An 18,345-nucleotide genomic window follows, 5' to 3' on the forward strand; every position below is an offset into this window, starting at 1 on the left:
GCCTACTCCACCACGATCGGGTAGCAGCGCGCGCCGACCGCTCCGGCGAGCGCCTGCACGGCGCCGACCGTGCCGATATCGCCCGCCACGTGGATCACGTCCGTCGCCCGCAATTGCGGGAGATGGGCGCCCACCGGCCCGAGGCGGACATCCGGCGGACGCTGACGGCCACGCTCGGTACAGAGTACGATCCGGCCGACGCCCGTGGCACGGAGCCAGTCCAGGCTCTCGCGCATGTAGAGATCGAGGGCGTCACGGGCGCCGATCGACAGGGCCATGTCCCGCCCGGGCTCGATGTAGCGTGCGGCCCGTGCGATGGCCCAGATCGGCCCGAACCCGGCGCCCGAAGCGGCGAGCACCAGCCGACCGCCGCCGGGACGGTAATGACTGCGCCCGAGTGGGCCCTTGAGCTTCACCTCGCCGCCGACGATCAGTCCTTCGGGGTCGCCAGCCTCCGCATCGCGAGGGATGTGGAACACGGCTTCGTTGATCTCGGCCGAGCCGTCGACCCGCAGGGTCGGGCACAGGCTCCGCGCGCCCAGGCCCGGCAGGGTCACGGTGAAGGCCTGGCCCGGCTCGTGGAGGGGGCGGCGGGACAGGGTGGTCACCACTTCGAGGATGCCGGGGCCGAGCCGCCGCACCTCTGTGACGCTGCCCTTGAGGTTCTGTTGCTTCGCGCGCTCCTGCTGCGCAGGGGAGGGCGCCGAGGCGGGATCGCTTTCGGGGATTTCCGACAGGGGCGCGGGCGCCTCGCGGGCGCGGCGGCCCTGGCTGCGGCGCATGGCGGGCGCCGCGCCCTGACCGAGCAGGTTCGCCCCGTGGAGCCCCGGAACCGGCGCGATCATCCCCTCTGCCAAGGCGGCCTCCAGGGGCGTCTCGCCGGGGGAGCAGCGGACGGCACGGCCGTTGACGACGAGCGAGCAGCGCGCGCGCATGGCGGAACCCTCGCCCTGTCTCAAGGCACGATGCGGAAAGGTGGGATCGGCGTTCCCGCGGACATCGTACGACACTGGATTATCCTGGACGGGAACGGACGGGCGGGGGCAGGCCCGGACGTGTTCAGCGGGCGCGGATCAGCAGGCTGTCGACCAGCGCGGCCCACCGTTCGCGGGTCGCCCGCACGTCGTCGTCGGGCGAGGATTCGGTGAGGAGCTGGCGCTGGGCACGCAGGGAAGCGATCTCCTCCCGCTGCGCCCGCACCACCGCCTTCATCACGCCGAGTTCGGATTCGAGCCGGCCAATGGCGGCCTCGGCCCGCGCCAGGACCGGCGCCACGGCAAGGGTCTGAGCCTCGCGCTCCGGCAGGCGGGTGCGGACCTGATACGCGTGACGCATCGGACGAGCGATCATGCGGCGCACGAGATCCGGGCTACCCGCCGGTTGAAAACGCCTCGCCGCCTCGGCCATCGCCCATCCCCACGCTCACGCGAACTGTGGATGACTGTGGGTGAACGTGGTTAAGGGGGGCTTAATTCGAAGGCTCAGGCGGCTTCGGGCGCGGCGCCGACGATCTGCCGGGCCTGCAGCATGGTCATCGGCTCGCCGAAGGCCGGGCCGAGGGCGTATTCGCAACCGAGCTCGGCGAGCGCCACCGCATCCGCTTCCGATTCGCAGCCCTCTGCGACGATGGCGAGGTTCAACTCGCTCGCCATCTTCACGATGGACCGCAGGATCGCCGTCTGGCCCGACGAGATCTGGCGCACGAAGTCCCGGTCGACCTTGATCGTGTCGAAGGGGAAGCGCTGCAAGTAGGACAGCGCCGAGTAGCCGGTGCCGAAATCGGACAGGCACAGGCCTGCGCCGAGGTCGTGGATGCGCGAGAGCATCTGCGCGGCGTATTCCGGGTTCTCCATCACGAGGCTCTCGCTGAATTCGAGCTTCAGGGAGCCGGGCAGGGCACCGGAGCGGGCGAGCACCGTCTTCACATCGTGAAGAAGATCGTGGCGCAGGAGCTGCCGCGAGGAGAGGTTGCAGGCCGCGAAGATCGGCGGCTCGACTTCGAGAGAGCGCTGCCACGCCGCCAGTTCCAGCGCGGTGCGCTCGAGCGCGAAGATGCCGAGATTGACGATGAGGCCGCATTCCTCGGCGAGCGGCATGAAGGTCGCCGCCGGGATGCGCCCGAGCTTCGGGTGGTCCCAGCGCAGCACGGTCTCGAAACCGGCGACCGTGCGGTCGTCCAGGCGCACGACGGGGTTGAACAGCACCCGCATCTCGTTGCGCTCGATCGCCTTGCGCAGATCGCCTTCGAGCATCAGCCGGTCGGAGCGCTCTGAGCGCATATGGGCCCGGAACACTTCGATCCGGTCACCGCCCTGGCGCTTGGCCTGGATCATCGCGACCTCGGCGTTCTTCAGCACCTCGTCGCGCTTCTGGCCACCCTCATAGAGGGCGAGACCGATGGAGACGGTGAGGAAGATCTCCCGGTCCGCATAGGTGATCGGCGTGGCGATGGCCCTCTGGATCATGCTGGCGAAGGCGAGGATCCGGTCGGGATCTCGCTCGGAGAGCAGGATCACCGCGAACTCGTCGCCGGAGAGGCGGGCGAGCGTATCCTGCGGGCGTAGCAGGCGGCCGAGGCGGCGGGACAGGGTGAGCAGGATCGAATCGCCCGCCGAGAGGCCGATCGCGTCGTTGATGCCGGTGAAGCGGTCGATATCGAGGACGAGGACGGTGGGCTTGAGGCGTGCATCCTGGCCCGCGAAGGCCAAGGCCGCGTCGAGCCGGTCCCCGAAAAGCTCACGGTTCGGCAGGCCGGTCAGGCTGTCATGCACCGCGTCGTGCAGCAGGCGCTCCTCGGCGGTCTTCACCTCGGTCACGTCGGCAATCGTGCCGACCACGCGGATCACCTCGCCATCGGCGCCGATCACCGGCCGGGCCTTCAGCCGGTACCAGAAATAGCTTCCGGCCGCCGAGCGCAGACGAAAATCGTGAACGATGCGGCCGCGCCGCTCCTCGATCACCGTGTCGAGGGCCGCCGAGTAGCGTTCCGTATCGAACGGGTGCAGGGCACCGAGCCAGTTCGAGGCCGGCCCTTCGAGCGCTCCGCGCGACAGGCCGAGTTGCGCCTCGATCTCCGGGCCGACGAAGATCTTGTCGGCGGGCACGTCCCAATCGAACACGACGTCGCCTGCGCCGGTCAGCGCGAGCGCCCGGCGCTCCGTATCGGAGACGAGCGCATGGGACAGGCCGCTTCCCGCGAAGGCGTGCTGGAGCACCGTGAAACCGATCAGCATCACGATCAGCACGAGGCCGCCGATCAGTGCCGGCTGGACGAGATCGCTGCCGATCTGGCCCGTCACGGCAAAGCCCGCGGCCGTCACCCAGATCATCAACAGGAGCCAGGTCGGCACCAGCAGGATCGCCCGGTCGTAGCCGTTATGGACGGAGAGATAGAGGATCAGCAGCAGGCCGATTCCGGCCACCGCCGCGATCGAGATGCGCGCCACGCCCGCCGCGACCGGCGGGTCGAACACCGCGAGCCCGACGAGCCCCGCAAGGAAGGCGAGCCAGAAGAAGGCGACGTGGCTGTAGCGCACGTGCCAGCGGGCGAGGTTGAGGTAGGCGAAGAGGAAGACCAGCAGCGTCGCGCCGAGCACCGCCTCGGCGGAGGCGCGATAGACCCGCTCGGCCAGTTCGGTGACGGGGAAGATCCGTTGCAGGAAGCCGAAATCGATGCAGGCATAGGCCAGCACCGACCATGCGAGCGCGGCGGCGGCGGGGAAGATGATCGCACCCTTCACCACGAAGACGATGGTGAGGAACAGGGCGAGCAACCCGCTGATGCCGATGATGATGCCCTTGTAGAGGGTCAGGCCGGAGGTCTTCCGGCGGTAGGCATCCTGGTCCCACAGGTGCAGTTGCGGGACGTTGGCGTTGCGCAACTCGGCCACGTAAGTGACCGTCGTACCGGGATCGAGGGTGATCGTGAACTGGTCCGCGTCCGGGTTCTCGTCTCGCTCGGGGCGGATGCCCTGGCTCGCGGTGATGGCGGCGATGCGCGAGCCGCCGAGATCGGGCCAGATCACCCCGGATCCGACCAGACGAAAATGCGGGGCGATCAGGATGCGATCGATCTGCTCGTCGGTGTCGTTGGTGAGCGCGAAGGCGATCCAGTCCGGCCGGGCGCCCGCGTCGCGGGCCTTCACGACGATGCGGCGCTTGATGCCGTCCTTGCCGGCGGCGGTGGAGATCTGAACGAGGTCGCCGTCCGAGCGGTAGCGCTCGATGGCGCCGGTCAGGTCGATGACCGGCTGGTCGAGGCCGACCCGCACCGCCTCGATGGCACGCGCGGGGCCGCCGAAGACGAGGCCGCCGACCAGGATCAGGAGGAGGGCGAGGATGCGCAAAGGGCTGACGTGTCCGGCCGGGGGTGTCTGCATCGGCCGCCCTGGCGACCGCGATTGGTAAAGGCGACGCTAAGGCCCGGCAAGGCCGAGGGCGCGCCGGTCCACCGTTCGCGGATCGCGCCCCTTTGCGGCCAAATCAAGTTGATGGCCTTTCAGGCATCCCCGCCAGCGTTCCCCATCCACCCCTCGCCCTCATCCTGAGGTGCCCGGCCCGCCGGGCACCTCAGGATGAGGGTGGCGATGGGGAACGGCGGATCAAGCTCCCTGCAGCCCCGCCGCGATCTTGTCGATCGACGGCAGCCCCGCGATCGGCCCGATGGCGGCAACCGTGGGCGTGCCGCCGAGCATCGTCGCCGCCACCGCGCGCACGTCATCGACCGTCACCGCATCGACCTTGGCGATGACCTCGGAGGCGGGGATCACCCGGCCCCATGCGAGGATCTGGCGGGCGTTGCGCTCGATCCGCCCACCCGGCGTTTCCAGCGCCGAGAGCAGCGAGACCTTCAATTGGGCCTTGGCACGGGCGATCTCGACCTCGTCGAGGTCGCGGGCCGCGCGGGTCGTCGCCTCCAGGGTCACGGCCACGAGTTCGGACACATCCGAGCCCGCCGTGCCCGCGCCGATGCCGAACAGGCCGCAATCGGAGAAGGGCCAGTGGAACGCCTGGATCTCGTAGGCGAGGCCGCGGGTCTCGCGCACCTCATGCCACAGGCGCGAGGTCAGGCCGCCGCCGAGCACTTGAGCGAACATGTGCAGGGCATAGTAGCCCTCGTCGCGGAACGAGAGGCCGGGCAGGCCGATGACCAGATTGGCCTGTTCGAGCTTGCGCTTCATGCGCCGCTCGCCGCCGCCGTAGCGGCCGGGCTCCATCGGTGGCGCCTCGGCGGCCTTCAACCCTCCGAAATGCTGCTCGGCCGCGGCCACGATGGCCTCGTGCTGCACGCTGCCCGAGCCCGCCACCACGAGGCGGTCCGGCGTGTATTCCCGAGCAAGGTAGGCGCGGATGCCCGCCTCGTCGAAGCTCTGGATCGTTTCGGGCCGACCGATGATCGGCCGCCCCACCGGCTGGCCGGGGAAGGCGGCTTCGGTGAAGGCGTCGTAGACGACGTCGTCCGGCGTGTCCTCGATGGCCGCGTATTCCTGCAGGATCACGCCCTTCTCACGGGCGAGTTCGCCCGCCTCGAAGGTGGCGCTGGTCAGGATGTCGCCGATCACGTCGAGGGCGAGGCCCGCATCCTCGCCGAGCACGCGAGCGGTGTAGCTCGTGGTCTCGGTGGAGGTGGCGGCGTTGATCTCGCCGCCGACATTCTCGATCTCCTCCGCGATGTCCCGGGCCGAGCGGCGGGCGGTGCCCTTGAACGCCATGTGCTCGATGAGGTGCGAGAGCCCGCTCTCGTCCGCCCGTTCGTGGCGGGAGCCCGCCCCGACCCAGACGCCGAGGCTCGCCGTCGCCACCCCCGGCATCGGCTCGGTCACCACGGTGACGCCGTTGGCAAGCCGCGTCACCTTGAGTGTCGGAGAGGCGGCGTGAGTCGAGAAATGCTCGTTCATCGTGGCGGTCACGCGCCCTTCGTGATGCGGGCGCGCTCGCGGATCAGGCGCTCGACGGCGCCCTGATCGTTGGCGATGCGGGTCACGCGCTCGGGCCGGTCCATCAGGTCGGCGAGGTGCGGGGGCAGGATGGGGCGCTGGCCGCCCGTCGCCTTGGCCACCGCGTCGGGAAACTTGGCGGGATGGGCGGTCGCGAGCGCCACGACCGGTGTCGCCGGGTCCTTGCTCAGCAGACGGCGGGCGGCATTCACGCCGATGGCGCTATGCGGATCGAGGGTCACGCCCGTCGCCGCATGGCTGAAGGCGATCTCCTCCATCACCGCATGTTCCGGCACCGCATGGGCGTCGAACTCGTCGCGGACCTTGGCCAGCACCGTCTCGTCGAGCTGGAACCCGCCCGATTGCTTCAGCCCGGCCATCAGCCGCGACAGGCTCGACGCATCCCGGCCGAGGGCCTCGAACAGCAGCCGCTCGAAGTTCGAGGAGATCTGGATGTCCATGGACGGCGAGGTGGTGGGCTCGACGCCACGCAGCTCGTAGGCGCCGTGCTCCAGGGTGCGCACGAGGATGTCGTTGGCGTTGGTGCCGATCATCAAGCGCTTGATCGGCAGGCCCATCTTCTTTGCGACCCAGCCGGCGAGGATGTCGCCGAAATTGCCGGTCGGCACCGAGAAGGAGACCTCCCGGTGAGGGGCGCCGAGCGCCACGGCACTGGTGAAGTAATAGACCACCTGCGCGGCGACCCGCGCCCAGTTGATCGAGTTCACGCCGGACAGGCGCACCGCGTCGGCGAATTCGGCGTGCTGGAACAGGGCTTTGACGATGTTCTGGCAATCGTCGAACGTTCCGTCGACGGCGAGCGCATGGACGTTGGGCGCATCGACCGAGGTCATCTGCCGCCGCTGCACCTCCGAGACCCGCCCATGCGGGTAGAGGATGAACACGTCGACCTGATCGAGGCCCCGGAACGCCTCGACGGCGGCCGAGCCGGTATCACCCGAGGTCGCACCGACGATGGTCGCCCGGCTGCCGCGTTGGCGGAGCACATGGTCCATCAGGCGGCCCAGCAGCTGCATCGCCACGTCCTTGAAGGCGAGCGTCGGGCCGTGAAAAAGTTCCAGCAGGAACAGGTTGTCGTCGAGCTGGGTGATCGGGCAGATCGCCGGGTGCCGGAAGGTGGCGTAGGCGGCGTCGATCATCCGGTCGAGGTCGGCATCGGCGATCTCACCGTCGACCAGCGGGCGCAGCACGCGCTTGGCGGCCTCCGCATAGGGCTTACCGGCGAGCGCGGCGATCTCGTCCCGGCCGATTCGCGGCCAGGTCTCAGGCAGATAGAGCCCGCCATCGCGGGCCAAGCCGGCGAGCAGCGCATCCGAGAACGAAAGAGGCGCGGCCTCGCCGCGGGTCGAGACGTGGAGCACAGGGGCCTCCGTGGGGAAGGCGGACCCTCTACACGATGCAGGCTTGCGTGTCGAAATGCGATCGCGGCCGGGCGGTCATGCGCTGATCCCCGGTGCCTTGACCAAGCGGCAGCCGGTGATGCGCCATTCGCCGTCCTGCTGGCGCTCGAGGGTGTATTCGGCGGTCCAATCGGTGCCGTACTCGTCCTGAATCGCCACGGATTGGCTCACCGAGGTCTCGCCGAGGTCGCGGGCCGAGCCGAAGACGAAGCTGCGATGGCGATAGACCGGTTTGTACTGGTTGCGCACCATCCCGAGGAACAGGTCCGGGTTGGGAAAGATCTCGCGGATCGCGGGGGCCGCCTGGGCATAGGCGGTCGAGGCGTCGTCCCGTCCGAAGGCTTCAGCCTGTCGACTGATGACGGCGCGAGCCGCCGCTTGCTCCGTCTCGCCCGCCCATGAACCCGAGCCGAGACACCCCAGGACGAGGACGAGACAGACGAGGGCGCGCATGGCGGATCACTCCGAGGGAGCAACCCAGAATTGTAGGCGGCTCGGCTCGCCCGGCAAGCTGTCCCGGCCGCTCAGGTCGGCGCCGTCATGGCGAGGGCGGCGAGCGGAACCGCGATCAGATCGGCGGCGGCCGCCGCCACGGGCAGCATCGCAGGCCAGCGTCCGGGCGAAGGGCTCCGTCGCGTGGGGGCGAAGGCCAGGATCAACATCGGCACGAGGGGCAGCAGGTAGCGCCCCTGCGGCCCGTCGATCCGGTTCTCCCCGACATTGGTCCAGGTCAGGTATTGCGAGATCACCACCAGCCACAGGCACGCGACGGCCGAGGCGGTGAGGAGCAGCCATTCCGGCCAGGGCGGCATCGTGCCGTGCCTGAGCAGGAGGAACGGCGCCAGCAGGGCCAAAGCCCAAATCCCGTACACGAAGCCCGGCAGCGGCCGGTCGAGCCAGCCGAAGATGCCGACAGCGCCCTTGGCGAGGATGGTCAAGTGCTTGATCGTGCCTAGGAAATGCCCCGGCAGGGTCAGAAGACGGGCGGGCTTGTCGAGAAGAATCTGGGCCTGGGCCTTCGGATCGGTCGACGTGAAGGTCGCCGGGCGGGGGCCCGACCAGAGCGGCCCGGCCTCATAGGCATCGCGCGGCACCGGCGTCGCGACGGTGGCGGTGGCCGCGACCGTCCAGAGCGCGGCGGGCAGCACGGTCAGCGCCGCCGCCGCGAGGCGCCGGACGGCATGGCGCGCGAGGCCGCCGGATCCTTCGCCCGAGGGGAGGGGGATCAACAGCATCGCCGCGAGCCCGGCATAGGGCGGCTTGGCGAGGACCACGAGGGCGAGGCTGACGATCGCGCCGGAGAGACGCAGCCGCATGCCCGGCCCGGCGAGGGGCCGGGGCGTCAGCAGGGCGGCGGCGAGCGCCGCGAGGGCGATGATCGGCGCATCCTGGTTGAACGAGGCCGCGAGCGACAGTGTCATCGGCAGGGCAAGCATCGCGAAGAAGGCCACTCGGCCGCGCTGCGCCAACGCCAGGGCGGCCATGGCGATGGCGAGGGTCGCGGTCGCCATGCCGAGCCGCCCGAGATAGAAGCAGACCTCCGGCGCGAGGCCGAGAATCCGCCCGACCATCAGCCCCGCCGCAGCGGGGGCATAGAGGAAGGGCGGGTAGGTGCCGACGGTGTAGAGGGGCACGAAAACCCGGCCCCGCGCATCCGGCGGGTCGTCGAGGGGGTAGAGGACGCCGCCGAAATCCTTCGGCCGCGAGCGCGTCAGCCGCTCCCAGGAGGGGTCGATCCGCACCCCCGCCGCCACGTGGGTCGAGCCGTCGGAATACCGCACCGGCTCGCGGTGGCCGATCATGTCGCCCTGGGTCAGGGCCACGGCACGGGCGAGATGCGAGCCCTCGTCGGCGACCTCGCCCGGCGGCACGATCAGCGCGAGCGCGATGCAGACCGGGGCGCAGAGGACCAGATAGGCCCAGCACCAGAAACGGGGGCCGGAAGGCAGACGGATCACGCGGTCAGGTCTCCGCCGGGAAGGTTTCCGTTCGGCAGGGCGTGGCCGGGCACGGCCCGGCCGAGGATCCGGCGCAGGCGCAGCATCAGCAGCACGGTGGCGACCGCGCCCGCGCTCAGCACGCCGAGCCGCAGCCATTCCGCCGGACCGGCGCCGGAAAGGAGGTGCCCGCCACCCTGGCCCATCGCCCCGAGGGCGACATAGGCGAACAGGGCGGGCAGGGCGGCGAGCGTTCCGAGCGCGTAGTCACGCAGGCCGACCGTGCTCGCCCCCAGGGCGAGGCTCGTGGGCGCGAAGGGCATGATCGGCGAGAGCCGGATCAGGCAGACCAGCCGCCAGCCCTCCGCTGCGAGCGCCCCGTCGAGGGCGGCCAGACGTCGGCCGCCGAACCGGGCGAGCGCGCGGGCCCCGAGCACGGTGCGAGCGACGGCGAAGGTGATGAGCGCGCCCGTCATGGTGCCGAGCGCCGCGACGCAGAATCCCTCCACAGGCCCGAGCAGAGCCCCCGCCGCGATGCCGACGCCCGAGGCGGGTACCACGCCCGAGGCGGCGACCAGCGCCTGCACGACGAGGAGGATCGCGGGCCCCGCCGGGCCGAGCTCCGCGAGTCGCGCGGTCAGCCGGGCGGCGGCGTCGGGGGCAAGGATCCCAGCCACCAACGGCGCGGCGGCGAGACCGCCGAGGAGCGCTAGCCCGGCGAGGCGGGAGAGAGGTGGCAGCGTCACGGGCGCGCCTCCGTGGGGACGGGGTCCGCAAAGAGCGGGTCCGCCTTCAGGCCGGAGCGATGCAGGCGGTAGGCAAGGCTCGTGCGGAGGACGCCGAGCCCGTAGATGCACGAGCGACGGAAGTTGATGGACGAGGCATCGTCGAAGTACCGCGTCGGGCAGGAAATCTCGCCGATGCGGAAATCCTGGTGCATGGCCAGCGCCAGCATCTCGTTGTCGAACACGAAATCGTCCGAGCAACGGTCGAGCGGCAGGGATTCCAGCACTTTCCGGCTCCAGGCCCGGTAGCCCGAATGGTACTCGGAGAGCTTCTGGCCCATCAGCCAGTTCTGCACGAGGGTCAGCCCCCGGTTGGCGACGTACTTGTAGAGAGGCATGCCCCCGACCAGCGCCCCGTTACCCAGGATGCGCGAAGCGAGCACCGCGTCGTACTCGCCTGAAACGATCATGGAGGCCATCGCGGTCACGAGGCGCGGGGCATATTGGTAGTCCGGGTGGAGCATCACCACCACGTCGGCGCCGCGCTCCAGGGCCGTGCGGTAGCAGGTCTTCTGATTGCCACCGTAACCGAGATTCTTCGCGTGCCGCACCGTGTGGATGCCGAGCCGTTCGGCCACCGCCACCGTCGCGTCGCGGCTGGCATCATCGATGAGGATCACGTCATCGACGATGTCGAACGGGATCTCGCGGTGGGTGCGTTCCAGGGTCGCTGCCGCGTTGTAGGCGGGCAGAACGACGGCGATTCGGTGTCCGTGGAGCATCAGCGGGGTCTTCAGGAAGGGTCAGGCCCGGAGGATCACAGGGGCGATCTCGGGCAGGGCGGCGGCGAGGAGGCGGGCGGCGCGGAGCACCTCCCCCGCCTCGGCGATGGAGCGGCGTGACAGGGCTTGGGCCAGCCTCAGGGGAATCTGCCCGCAGAAGGCGGCGACGGCGAGCGCGAGGGCAGCGATCCGGCCGTGGTGCTTGGCGGCATACAGGATCTCACTGCGCAGGATGTAGAACAGGCGCCGTGCCTTGGCCTGCCGGGTCGTACCCTGGCCGAGATGGCGGGCCACCGGCCCGGCGAGGTGGCGCACGGAAAAGCCGGCCTGACGTACCCGCAGGCACAGGTCGACATCCTCGTAATAGACGAAGAACCGCTCGTCGAAGCCGTCGAGCGCGGTAAACAGGTCCCGCCGGATCATCAGGAAGGCGCCCATCACCTGATCCACGGCGCGGTCGTCCTCGTGGTCCCAGTCGAGAAGGAAGTGCGGCGGCACGAGGCCGAGCCGGTCGAGCGCAAAGGCCCGGCCGAACATGGCAGCGGGGGTCGGCGTGCGGGCGCAGGAACGGGCGGTGCGCCCGTTCGATTCGATGAGCCGCGCCCCGACGATGCCCCAGCCGGGCTCGGCAAGAAGCGCGGCTTTCGCGTGGGCCAGCGTATCCGGCTCGACCCGCGCATCGGGGTTGAGGAACAGGATCACAGGAGCCTTGCCCGCCGCCGCACCTTGGTTGCAGGCGCGGCCGAAGCCGCGATTCTCAGCGTTGCGAATGATCTCGAGCGGGCCGGGCAGGGTCGGCAATCCAGCGAGGGACGCATCGGTCGAGGCGTTGTCGACCACGGTCACCGCGACGCGCTCCGCGCCGTCCGAGGCGGCGAGCCCCGCAAGGCAGTCACGCAGCAGGTCGCCGCCGTTCCAATTGACGATCACCACGTCGAGATCGGTCATCGGGGCAGGTCCCGCGGGGGGCCCAGGCGACCGAGCATCCCGTCGCGCGCCGCTCCGGCGAGACGGCGGAGCACGGCGGGACGCCATCCGGAATCCGCCCAGAACAGCAGGGCCTGCACCGGCAGGTAGAGCCCCTGGGCGAGCTTCCACGACAGGGGCAGGTGCGGCAGGCGCCACGCATACACGCTGTTGCGCAGGTAGGTCGCCATCCGGAACAGGGGCTGGCGTGGCATCGCGACCCCGAAGGCGCGGATAGTCCCGCCACCGACCCGGTGCGGCAGCGTCACGGCGGGGTCGAGATAACTGCCATGGCCGAAGCTCCAGGCACGGAAGCACCATTCGAGCTCGACGGCATCGATGAAGAAATCGGCCCGGAAAGGGCCGGTGCGCGCGAAGACGGCCAGATCGACGAGGCTGCCGGAGGTCGCCAGGAACTGCACCGGCCGCAAGTCCCCGATGGCCTCGACGCCCGGCCGGCCCGGATAGGCAGGCGCCTTGTGACCCGGCGCGGCGGCGGGGGAGGGGCCGACCACCGCCGGGGCGAGGCCGCGCGCGAGCAGGCGCTCCCGCGAGGCCGCGAGAGCGCCTGGCAGGGTAGGCGAGGCTGCAGCATCCTGATCGAGCAGGTAGAGGGCATCCGCCCCAGCGGATTTGGCCGCCGCCGCCAGCCGATTCAGCGCCTCGGCGATGCCGAGATTCGTGCCGTCGCCCAGAAGGGTGAAACCGGCCCGTTCCAGTTCGGCCTTCGAGGCCGGGTCGAGGAGCGAGTTGGCATAGGCGAACCGCGCTACGAGCCCGGCGGGCAGGCGCCCGGACAGGGACGCGACCTGCGCCTGTGTCGGCTGAAACAGGGTCAATCCGGCGGCGATCCGCGCGAGCCCCGCGGCGGGGCGTGCGGTCGCCGGCTCCGGAGGCGGGGACGGCATGGGGGCTCTGATCCGGGCGGCTTCCGTGTCAGCCAGCGTGGTGACGGTTCCAATACGGTTTTCATGAGGCCGACGCGATCCGCGCCCCGAGGACGCGGCGCAAATGGCTGATTCCCGTCTATCCTGGCCTAGATCGGGATGGACGGCGGAAGGAGAGGAACCGGGAATGATGGCAGGCCTGCGGATCGCGTGCGTCGTCGCCTTGCTGGCCCTGCCCGGCCTCGCGCATGCCGCCTCCGCCCCGGCGGTGGAAGGGGAGAACGGCATGGTCGTCTCGTCCCAGGCCCTGGCCTCGCGGATCGGCGCGGACATCCTCGCCTCGGGGGGCAACGCCGTCGATGCGGCGGTGGCGGTGGCCTTCGCCGAAGCGGTCGTGAACCCCTGCTGCGGCAATCTCGGCGGTGGCGGCTTCCTTCTGGTCCACACCGCAGAGGGCGGAAGCCACTTCGTCAATTTCCGCGAGAAGGCCCCCGCCGCCGCAAGCCGGGACATGTATCTCGATGCGAGCGGCAGGGTCGTGGAGGGCTCGACCCTGCGCGGCTGGAAGGCGGCGGGCGTGCCCGGCACGGTGCTCGGCCTCACCACCGCCCTGTCGCGCTATGGCACCCTGCCGCTGGCCAGGGTGATGGCCCCGGCCATCGCCCTCGCACGGGACGGCTTCGTACTGACGCGGGGTGATACCGACATCCTGGAAACCGGCACGGAGAAGTTCGCCCGGGACCCGGCCGTGGCAAGAATCTTCCTGCGGCCCGACGGGACGCCGTTCCGGCCGGGGGACAAGATGGTCCAGGCCGATCTCGCCCGCACCCTCCAGGCCATCGCCGAGGGCGGGCCGGACGCCTTCTACAAGGGTGAGATCCCCCGTGCCGTCGAGGCAGCCTCGTCGGCGGGCGGCGGGATCCTGACCGCGAAGGATTTTTCCGGCTACACGATCACCGACGATCCGCCGCTCTCCTGTCCCTACCGCGCCGCGACGATCCTCTCGGCGCCACCGCCGTCTTCCGGCGGGACGACGCTGTGCGAGATGCTGACGATTCTTGACGGCTACGACATCGCGGCCTCCGGCTTCAATTCGGCCCGCACCGTCCACCTGATGGTCGAGGCGATGCGGCGCGCCTATGCCGACCGCAATGCGACGCTGGGCGACCCGGCCTTCGTGGCCAATCCGGTGGAGCGGCTGATCTCGCCGGATTACGCGCGGTCCCTGCGGGAGGGCATCAGCCCGGAGAAGGCGACGCCCTCGGTGCAGGTGCGGCCCGATCCGAGCCTCCTGGCCCCCCGCGAGAAGCCGGAAACGACGCATATCTCCGTCCTCGACCGGAACGGCAACGCGGCTTCGCTGACCTACACGATCAACGGCTATTTCGGCTCGGGCGCGATGGCCCCCGGCACCGGCTTCTTCCTGAACAACGAGATGGACGATTTCACCGTGAAGGTCGGGGTGCCGAACCTGTTCGGCCTCGTTCAGGGCACCGCCAACGCCATCGCGCCGGGCAAGCGCCCGCTCTCCTCCATGGCGCCGACCATCGTCCTGCGAGACGGCAAGCCGGTGATGGTGGTGGGCTCGCCCGGCGGCTCTCGGATCATCACGATCAACGCCCAGGTGATCATGAACATGCTCGACCACGGCATGCAGCCGCAGGAGGCGGTCGATGCCCCGCGCATCCATCACCAGTGGCTGCCGGACACGCTCTATGCCGAGCCCTTCGCTCTTTCGGCGGACACCCTCGCCATCCTGAAGGCGATGGGCCACGCCGTGAGCGTGCAGAAGCCCTGGGGGGCACAGGAACTCATCGCGGTGAAGGGCGCCGGGGCGACCGAGCCGGAGACTGCGTCGTCCGGCAACGACGCCTCCCGCACGCAGGGCATGCGGCCTGGGCTGCTCTACGGCGCCAACGACAATCGCCGCCCGGCCGGGGCCGCGGTCGGAGAGTAGAACCCGAGGATCAGTTGATCATGCAGAAGCCCGCGCCCGTGCCGACACGGCGCTCGGGCGGGCAGGCGGGCTTCGCGGGCGCGGCCTGACTGGGTTGGATGGAACTCGTCGTGCCCGGATCGACGCCGCGCAGCCATGCATCGAGGCGTGGGCCTCGCGCGGAAACGGCGCCTTCGTTCGTGCTCGCCAGGACCGGCGTCGCGAGCATGAGGCACACGGTGGAAAATGCAGCGAGCCGCATCGTCGGTTCGTCCCCTCTCCTCACCACCCGCCACGGGCGGTCGTGATGCGGAGGCATCGTCGCGACCGCCCGTAAAGGCTTCACTTAGAAGGAGAGTTAACGAGCTCGAATTCTACCGTAGGTTAAAGGCCCGTCTCAGTACCCGTCGTAAATGTCGACGGGGGAGGGGCCGAAACCGTCGATTCCCCTCGGGTCGTCATAGGCCGGGCCGCGAACCGGACGGCGGGCGGGCACGGCGTAATAGACCGTGCGCGCACCGGTCTGGTCGTCATCGTAATTCGCGACGCCGTATCCACCGCGCACGACGGGCCGGGTCCGCCGTCCGCCCTCGGCCATGGGAGAGCCCTCGCCCTCGATCGTCACCTGGGTGCGGTTCATCCCCTGCTGCTTCACGAGGCCGAACAGGGTCGCCGCGTTGCGCACGGAGAGGCGCACGCAGCCATGAGAGACTGCGCGGCCGAGGCTGCGGACGTGGTTCGTGCCGTGAATGGCGTGGCCTTGCCGCGTGAAGAACATCGCGTAAGGCATGGGCGCGTCGTCCCATTCCTTGGAGAAGTGCGTGCGCTCCATGCGAAACGGGCGGAAGCTGCCCGAAGGCGTGTCGTAATTTCCCCCGCCGGTCGAGACCGGCCAGGAATAGCGCGGCGTCCCGTCGACGGCGACGGTCATGCGCTGCGACGCCTTGTCGACGGTGATCGACACATCGGCGAGCGCCGGGGCGCTGGCGAAGGTGAGCAGAAGGGTGGAGAGAAGAAAGGCGGATCGGACGCGCATCGGTAGATCCCCATGAAGCATCGGCGGCAGAGGTCCGCGAAGCATTCTGCCAAGCTACGCCTCGCGGGAGCCTAGGTTCCCTGAGCGCGTAGTTACACTCCCCCGCCCTGTCGACCCGGGCACGCGAGGGGGACAACGGAGAGGATTGCATGGGTACGGACGCGGCGCAGGCGCCGGACGCGGCACAGATTCTCGCGACCCTCGTCGCCTTCGACACGGTGAGCGACCGCTCGAACCTGGCCCTGATCGATTGGATCGAGGATTTCGCCCGGCGCCACGGCGCTTCCGTCACGCGGGTGCCCGACCAATCCGGCGAGAAGGCCGGGTTGTGGATCAGCCTCGGCCCGGCGGACAGGCCGGGCTACATCCTGTCCGGTCATAGCGACGTGGTGCCCACCGATGGCCAGCCGTGGAGTTCGGACCCGTTCCGGCTCCGGGAGGAGGCCGGGCGGCTCTACGGGCGGGGCACTTCGGACATGAAAGGGTTCCTGGCCGTGTGCCTCGCCCTGCTGCCGGAGATGGCGGCGGCGGAACTCGCGGTTCCGCTCCATCTCGCCATCTCCTACGACGAGGAGGTCGGATGCCTCGGCGTGCGCCCGCTGATCGCGCGGATGGGCGAGCTGTTCCCGAAGCCGCTCGGTTGCTTCGTCGGTGAGCCCACGGGCATGGAGGTCGTGCTCGGGCACAAGGGCAAGTCCGCCGCGCGCGTCACCTTCACGGGCCGCGCCTGCCATTCGGCCCTGGCGCCCCAGGGCGTCAACGCGGTGGAATATGCCGCCCGGTTCATCGAGCATGTGCGGCTCATGGCCGAGGGCCTCGCCCGCGAAGGCGCGCGCGACGGGCTCTACGACGTGCCCCACACCACCGCCCTGTCGAGCGTCGTGCGCGGCGGCTCGGCGCTCAACATCGTTCCCGACACGTGCAGCGTCGATTTCGAAGTGCGGGCCATCGGCGCTGACGATGCGGGCGCGCTCGCGGCCGGGGCCGTCGCCCATGCCGAGGCGGTGCTCGCTCCCCTGATGCGCGCGGTCGATCCCGCCTGCGGAATCACGGTGGAGCCGCTGATCGACTATCCCGGCCTGGAGACCGACCCGGAGGAGACAATCGCGACGCTGGCCAAGCGCCTCGCCGGGCGGAACGCCCACGCCAAGGTCTCCTATGGCACGGAGGCCGGTCTGTTCGATGCCGCCGGAGTTCCGAGCGTGGTAATCGGCCCCGGCTCGATCGCCCGTGCCCACCGCGCCGACGAGTACGTGACGCGGGGCGAACTCGACGCCTGCACCGGCTTCCTGCGTCGCCTGATCGATGAATGCCGCGGATAGGTGAGGCGGCGGGCTGGATTTCCGCGCCGGATCGGTGCGTTGTGCCGCCAACCAAGGAAACGGGACCGGCCGATGAAGCTCCTCTACTCTCCCGCCTCACCCTATGCCCGCAAGGTGCTGGTGCTGGCCCATGAGACCGGCCAAGCCGGCGATATCGCGGTCGTGACGGCCGGCGTCTCCCCGACGGCGGGCTCGCCCGACGTGTCGCCCCACAACCCGCTTGGTAAGGTCCCCGCCCTCATCCTGGAGGACGGCACCTGCCTGTTCGACAGCCGGGTGATCTGCGAATACCTCGACATGCGTTCCGAAGGCACGCACCTGTTCCCCGAGGGGGCCGAACGGTGGGACGCCCTGGCCCGGCAAGCCCTCGCGGACGGCATGCTCGATGCCGCCCTCAGCGCCCGCTATGAGCGCGCCCTGCGGCCCGAGACCCTTCGCTGGGACGCTTGGGATGCGGGGCAGGTCGCCAAGATCACCGCCGGTCTCGACCGGATCGAAGCGATCGTCGCCGACATGCCCGTGCTCGATATCGGCACCATCGCGATCGCCTGTGCCCTGGGCTACCTCGATTTCCGGTTCCCCGAACTCGCCTGGCGCGACGGTCGCCCGGCCACGGCAGCGTGGTACGCGGTGTTCGAGGGCCGCCCGTCGATGACGGCGACGGTGCCGCCTCAGGGCTAATCTCGCCTCCTTCGTCATTGCGAGCGCAGCGAAGCGACCCAGGGCAGCGGGACGCCTTCGGAAATGGCGTTTCCCTGGATTGGCGTCGCTTTGCTCGCACAGACACGTGGAGGGCCGTACGCCGCAAACTAGTGCGGCGTTGTCACTGCGTACGGATGCGAAGAGGCGAGGGGGTCGGCGAAGAAGCTCTCCACCGTGTTCGCCCCCGTGCCGAAGGTGATGAGCAGGAAGCCGCCGGCCAGGGCGAAGTTCTTCAGGAAGTCCCAGAACAGCTCGCGTCCCTTCCCGCCGGACCAGAAATCGCCGGGCTTCCAGAACTGCTTCCACAGGAGCGCCGTGACGCCGCAATAGCCCGCCATCACGAAGGCCGCCGCCCGGTCGAAGGCTCCGGTGAGGATGCAGGCCGACATGCCGATCTCAACCGTGAGCCCGATCAGGATCAGCGCCACCGCCGGGGCATTGGCATGGACCGCCTCCCGCGCCTGCCCTACGGCACCCTTGAAGTTCAGGATCTTGTCGAGGGCGCTGAAGGGCAGGAACAGCAGGACGAGGAGCAGGCGGGTTCCGAAGGCGATGGCGAGGCTGAGGCTTGTCATCCGGTCGGCGGCTCCGAGGGTTCCGGGTCAGCAGGTGTGACAGGCGTCGCCGATTGCAAGGAAGATCGGCAGGAAAGGCGCTGAATCGGGCTTCAGCATGGGCGAGCCCTGCGTTAGTGT

At 69.8% G+C, this 18,345-nt stretch carries 17 protein-coding genes; 3 read left to right on the plus strand and 14 right to left on the minus strand.

Annotated features, from left to right (window positions below; all coding sequences use genetic code 11):
* Nucleotides 1–2: 2 nt before the first annotated feature.
* The 11 genes from J4O73_RS18375 to J4O73_RS18425 all read right to left on the minus strand — a co-directional run bounded on the left by J4O73_RS18375 (nt 3) and on the right by J4O73_RS18425 (nt 12,675).
* Nucleotides 3–935: a ferredoxin--NAD(+) reductase gene (locus J4O73_RS18375; RefSeq protein WP_426219644.1), complete on the minus strand. Its 933-nt coding sequence runs from the start codon at nt 933–935 to the stop codon at nt 3–5.
* Nucleotides 936–1,059: 124 nt separating this feature from the next.
* Nucleotides 1,060–1,350 (minus strand): hypothetical protein, encoded by a 291-nt coding sequence (locus J4O73_RS18380; RefSeq protein WP_426219646.1) that lies wholly within the window; start codon nt 1,348–1,350, stop codon nt 1,060–1,062.
* Nucleotides 1,351–1,481: 131 nt separating this feature from the next.
* A complete protein-coding gene (locus tag J4O73_RS18385; protein WP_426219648.1) occupies nt 1,482–4,379 on the minus strand; it encodes an EAL domain-containing protein in 2,898 nt (965 codons plus the stop codon).
* A gap of 222 nt (nt 4,380–4,601) precedes the next feature.
* On the minus strand, nt 4,602–5,897 hold the full coding sequence (locus tag J4O73_RS18390) for a M16 family metallopeptidase (protein WP_426219823.1): 1,296 nt from the start codon (nt 5,895–5,897) through the stop codon (nt 4,602–4,604).
* 8 nt (nt 5,898–5,905) lie between these two features.
* Nucleotides 5,906–7,318, minus strand: a complete 1,413-nt coding sequence (gene thrC / locus J4O73_RS18395) for a threonine synthase (RefSeq protein WP_426219650.1) — start codon at nt 7,316–7,318, stop codon at nt 5,906–5,908.
* Between the two features lie 75 nt (nt 7,319–7,393).
* Nucleotides 7,394–7,810, minus strand: a complete 417-nt coding sequence (locus J4O73_RS18400) for a DUF4864 domain-containing protein (protein WP_426219652.1) — start codon at nt 7,808–7,810, stop codon at nt 7,394–7,396.
* Between the two features lie 71 nt (nt 7,811–7,881).
* On the minus strand, nt 7,882–9,315 hold the full coding sequence (locus tag J4O73_RS18405; protein WP_426219654.1) for a DUF2142 domain-containing protein: 1,434 nt from the start codon (nt 9,313–9,315) through the stop codon (nt 7,882–7,884).
* Nucleotides 9,312–10,040 (minus strand): TVP38/TMEM64 family protein, encoded by a 729-nt coding sequence (locus J4O73_RS18410; RefSeq protein WP_426219656.1) that lies wholly within the window; start codon nt 10,038–10,040, stop codon nt 9,312–9,314. Before J4O73_RS18410 ends, J4O73_RS18405 begins: the two co-directional genes overlap by 4 nt.
* Nucleotides 10,037–10,801 (minus strand): glycosyltransferase family 2 protein, encoded by a 765-nt coding sequence (locus J4O73_RS18415; RefSeq protein WP_426219658.1) that lies wholly within the window; start codon nt 10,799–10,801, stop codon nt 10,037–10,039. The genes J4O73_RS18410 and J4O73_RS18415 overlap by 4 nt, the downstream gene beginning before the upstream one ends.
* 21 nt (nt 10,802–10,822) lie before the next feature.
* Nucleotides 10,823–11,749 (minus strand): glycosyltransferase family 2 protein, encoded by a 927-nt coding sequence (locus J4O73_RS18420; protein ID WP_426219660.1) that lies wholly within the window; start codon nt 11,747–11,749, stop codon nt 10,823–10,825.
* The gene (locus J4O73_RS18425) at nt 11,746–12,675 is read right to left on the minus strand and encodes a rhamnosyltransferase (protein ID WP_426219662.1); all 930 of its coding nucleotides are present in this window, start codon (nt 12,673–12,675) and stop codon (nt 11,746–11,748) included. Before J4O73_RS18425 ends, J4O73_RS18420 begins: the two co-directional genes overlap by 4 nt.
* Nucleotides 12,676–12,841: 166 nt before the next feature.
* Between J4O73_RS18425 and ggt the strand changes: the two genes are divergently transcribed.
* Complete coding sequence (gene ggt / locus J4O73_RS18430; protein ID WP_426219663.1) at nt 12,842–14,611, plus strand: gamma-glutamyltransferase; 1,770 nt, start codon at nt 12,842–12,844, stop codon at nt 14,609–14,611.
* Between the two features lie 10 nt (nt 14,612–14,621).
* Here the strand turns inward: ggt and J4O73_RS18435 are convergent, their stop codons facing one another.
* Both J4O73_RS18435 and J4O73_RS18440 read right to left on the minus strand, forming a co-directional pair.
* Nucleotides 14,622–14,852: a hypothetical protein gene (locus J4O73_RS18435; protein ID WP_426219665.1), complete on the minus strand. Its 231-nt coding sequence runs from the start codon at nt 14,850–14,852 to the stop codon at nt 14,622–14,624.
* 135 nt (nt 14,853–14,987) lie between these two features.
* Nucleotides 14,988–15,626 carry a L,D-transpeptidase gene (locus tag J4O73_RS18440; RefSeq protein ID WP_426219667.1) on the minus strand — a complete coding sequence of 213 codons (639 nt, stop codon included), beginning with the start codon at nt 15,624–15,626 and terminating at the stop codon, nt 14,988–14,990.
* Nucleotides 15,627–15,775: 149 nt separating this feature from the next.
* Between J4O73_RS18440 and argE the strand changes: the two genes are divergently transcribed.
* Nucleotides 15,776–16,948: an acetylornithine deacetylase gene (argE, locus tag J4O73_RS18445; RefSeq protein WP_426219669.1), complete on the plus strand. Its 1,173-nt coding sequence runs from the start codon at nt 15,776–15,778 to the stop codon at nt 16,946–16,948.
* A 72-nt stretch (nt 16,949–17,020) separates the two neighbouring features.
* A complete protein-coding gene (locus J4O73_RS18450; protein WP_426219671.1) occupies nt 17,021–17,629 on the plus strand; it encodes a glutathione S-transferase in 609 nt (202 codons plus the stop codon).
* A gap of 128 nt (nt 17,630–17,757) precedes the next feature.
* Here the strand turns inward: J4O73_RS18450 and J4O73_RS18455 are convergent, their stop codons facing one another.
* Nucleotides 17,758–18,225, minus strand: a complete 468-nt coding sequence (locus tag J4O73_RS18455) for a DoxX family protein (protein WP_426219673.1) — start codon at nt 18,223–18,225, stop codon at nt 17,758–17,760.
* Nucleotides 18,226–18,345 lie beyond the last annotated feature (120 nt).

Source organism: Methylobacterium sp. NFXW15, assembly GCF_049887755.1.
In the GTDB taxonomy this organism is placed as follows: domain Bacteria; phylum Pseudomonadota; class Alphaproteobacteria; order Rhizobiales; family Beijerinckiaceae; genus Methylobacterium.